General features: G+C 72.2%; 2 protein-coding genes. One reads left to right on the top strand and one right to left on the bottom strand.

The window, feature by feature from the left end; genetic code table 11:
• Positions 1 to 3: 3 nt before the first annotated feature.
• The gene (locus tag SSBG_RS28280) at positions 4 to 1,020 is read right to left on the bottom strand and encodes a Gfo/Idh/MocA family protein (RefSeq protein ID WP_008749465.1); all 1,017 of its coding nucleotides are present in this window, start codon (positions 1,018 to 1,020) and stop codon (positions 4 to 6) included.
• 195 nt (positions 1,021 to 1,215) lie between these two features.
• On the opposite strand from SSBG_RS28280, the gene SSBG_RS28275 reads away from it, so the two are divergent.
• A partial coding sequence (locus SSBG_RS28275) for an ABC transporter ATP-binding protein (RefSeq protein WP_234010679.1) occupies positions 1,216 to 2,763 on the top strand: 1,548 nt, incomplete at its 3' end.

The raw sequence follows: 2,763 nt of genomic DNA, 5'->3' as shown, positions 1-2,763 counted from the left end.
CCGTCAGGCGTAGACGCCGGGCCGCGGGGCGAGCCGTACCGGTACCCGCTCGCCCGAGTGGAGCGAGGCCACTCCGGCCTCGGCGACGACGCTCGCGACGTACCCGTCCCACACGCTCGGCCCCTGGACGGGCCCGCCCGCGCGGACCGCCTCCACCCAGTCCCGTACCTCCGTGTCGTACGCCTCGGCGAAGCGCGTGAGGTAGTCCCGCGCGATCTCCCGGCCCGCGCCCGCCGCGGAGTGCACGACCATCGTGTGGTCCTCCCCGATGCGCGCGCTGCCGCCCTCGCACACGGCCTCGCAGCGCACCTGGTAGCCGAAGCCGGAGTTGACGTAGATCTCGACGTCCACCAGGACGCCGCCGCTCGTCTCCATCACGACGAACTGCGGGTCCGTGAGCCCCCGGGGGGCGTGCGCGGTGGAGCGGGGGCGCAGCACCGTGACGGCGTCGATCTCCTCGCCGAGCAGCCAGCGGGCGGCGTCGATCTCGTGCGAGACCGAACTGCCGATGAGCATCTCGGAGGTGAAGTGCGCGGGGGAGGAGACATTGCGGTGGGTGCAGTGCAGCATGAGGGGACGGCCGAGCTTGCCGCCGTCGAGAAGGTCCTTGAGGGCCTGGTACTCGCGGTCGTAGCGGCGCATGAAGCCGACCCGCGCGAGCCGCCGGCCGCTCGCGGCCTCCGCCTCGGCGAGCCGCAGCGCGCCGCGCGCGTCGGGGGCCAGGGGCTTCTCGCACAGGACGGGCAGTCCGCGCGCGAAGCAGGCGAGGAGCGCCGCCTCGTGGGCCTCGGCGGGCGAGGCGATGAGCACCGCGTCCACCCCGGGGGCCTCGATCGCGGCCAGTGCCTCGGTGTGCAGGGTGCACCCCGGCAGCTCTCCCCCGGCGGCCCGCGCCCGGTCCGGGTCCGGGTCGGCGACGGCGGCGACGCGCGCGCCCGACACCACCCGGTCCAGGCGTCGTACGTGGTCGGCGCCCATGTGCCCGGCGCCGAGCACCGCGACTCCCAGTGCCTCGCCCATCTCCTGGCCTCCTGACTGAGCTGGTGTGCCCGTTGACCTGGCGTGTCCGTCCGGCGGCCAGCGTAGATCACCACTCCCCCGGCGCGCGGGGCGCGTACCGTCCGGATGCCGGGCGCCCTGTCGGCGGCGCGGGGAGCAGGAGGAGGATGGGGGACTGTTCGATCGAGCTTCTTCCTTGGAAGGACGTCAGAGCTCTTGAGGCAGAACCCTCCGCCCTCCGCGGTGCGGACGCCGCCGCTCGACCACGCCTACGTCGGCGAGCATCCCCTGCGCACGCTGGGCTACCTGCTGCGCCCCGACCGGGGCCGGCTGACGCTCGCGGTGTTCGTCTTCGCCGTCAAGCACATACCCGTCTGGCTGCTGCCGCTGGTGACAGCCCGCATCATCGATGTCGTCGTGGACCACAAGCCGGTCTCCGAGCTGTGGTGGAACACGGCGGCCGTCCTCTTCGTCGTCTTCCTGAACTTCCCCCTCAATATGTACTTCGCCCGGCTGCTGAGCACGTCGATCCGGCGCACGGGCACCGAACTGCGCGGCGCGCTGTGCCACCGGATGCAGCACCTGTCGATCGGGTACCACTCGCGCGTGAGCGCGGAGGTGCTCCAGACGAAGGTGGTGCGCGACGTGGAGGCGCTGGAGACGATGCTCCAGCAGACCGCCAACAACGGCCTCGGCGCCGTGATGACGCTTCTCGGCGGTTCCGCCGTCATCGCGTTCCAGGCGCCGGTCGCGCTGCCGCTCTTCCTGGTCGTGGTGCCGCTCGCCGCGCTGCTCGTGCGGCGGCTGCGCGGCCGTATCCGCGCCGACAACGAGACCTTCCGGGTGGAGGTGGAGCAACTCTCGGCCCGAGTCGGTGAGATGACCACGCTCATCCCGATCACCCGCGCCCACGCCCTGGAGCGCACCGCGCTGCGCCGCGTGGACACCTCGCTCCAGCGCGTCCTGACGGCCGGTTTCCGGCTCGACATGCTCGGCGGCCGGTTCGGGGCGCTGTCGTGGATCCTGCTCAACGTGATGGCGGTGGCCTTCCTGTCGGGCTCGGCGCTCGTCGCGTACTACGGGCTCTTCGGGATCTCCCCGGGCGACGTCGTCATGATCAGCACCTTCTTCACCGGGCTGACGGCCTCGCTGACCTCGCTGCTCAACCTCATGCCGATCGTCTCGCGCGGCCTGGAGTCGGTCCGTTCGGTCGGCGAGGTGCTCCAGGCGCCCGACCTGGAGGTGAACGAGGGCAAGACGGCCGCGGACGAGGTGACGGGGAGTTTCACCTTCGACAAGGTGGGCTTCCGCTACCCGGACGCGGCCGAGCACTCGGTGCGCGATTTCAGCCTCTCGGTGCGGGCCGGCGAGACGGTCGCCCTCGTCGGCGGTTCGGGCGCGGGCAAGTCGACCGTGCTCAACCTCGTCATCGGCTTCATCCGTCCCACGGCGGGCCGCATCCTCCTCGACGGCGAGGACATCGCGGGCCTCGACCTGCGCACGTACCGCAGGTTCCTCTCGGTCGTGCCGCAGGAGTCGATCCTCTTCGAGGGGTCGATCCGCGAGAACGTGTCGTACGGGATGGACGGCGAGGTGCCGGACGAGAAGATCCGCGAGGCGCTCGCGGCGGCGAACGCGCTGGAGTTCGTGGACCGGATGCCGCAGGGCGTGGAGACGGTCGTCGGGACCCGGGGCGCCCGGCTGTCGGGCGGCCAGAAGCAGCGGCTCGCGATCGCCCGCGCCCTCGTGCGCGACCCGAAGGTC

This window comes from Streptomyces sp. SPB074 (assembly GCF_000154905.1).
GTDB lineage: Bacteria > Actinomycetota > Actinomycetes > Streptomycetales > Streptomycetaceae > Streptomyces.
Note: the sequence above shows the minus strand (reverse complement) of the source record. Positions and strands in the feature narration are given on the sequence as shown.

Excerpts from the sequence above, each read along its gene's own strand:
- SSBG_RS28280 (WP_008749465.1), bottom strand. The coding sequence starts at position 1,020 with ATGGGCGAGGCACTGGGAGTCGCGGTGCTCGGCGCCGGGCACATGGGC.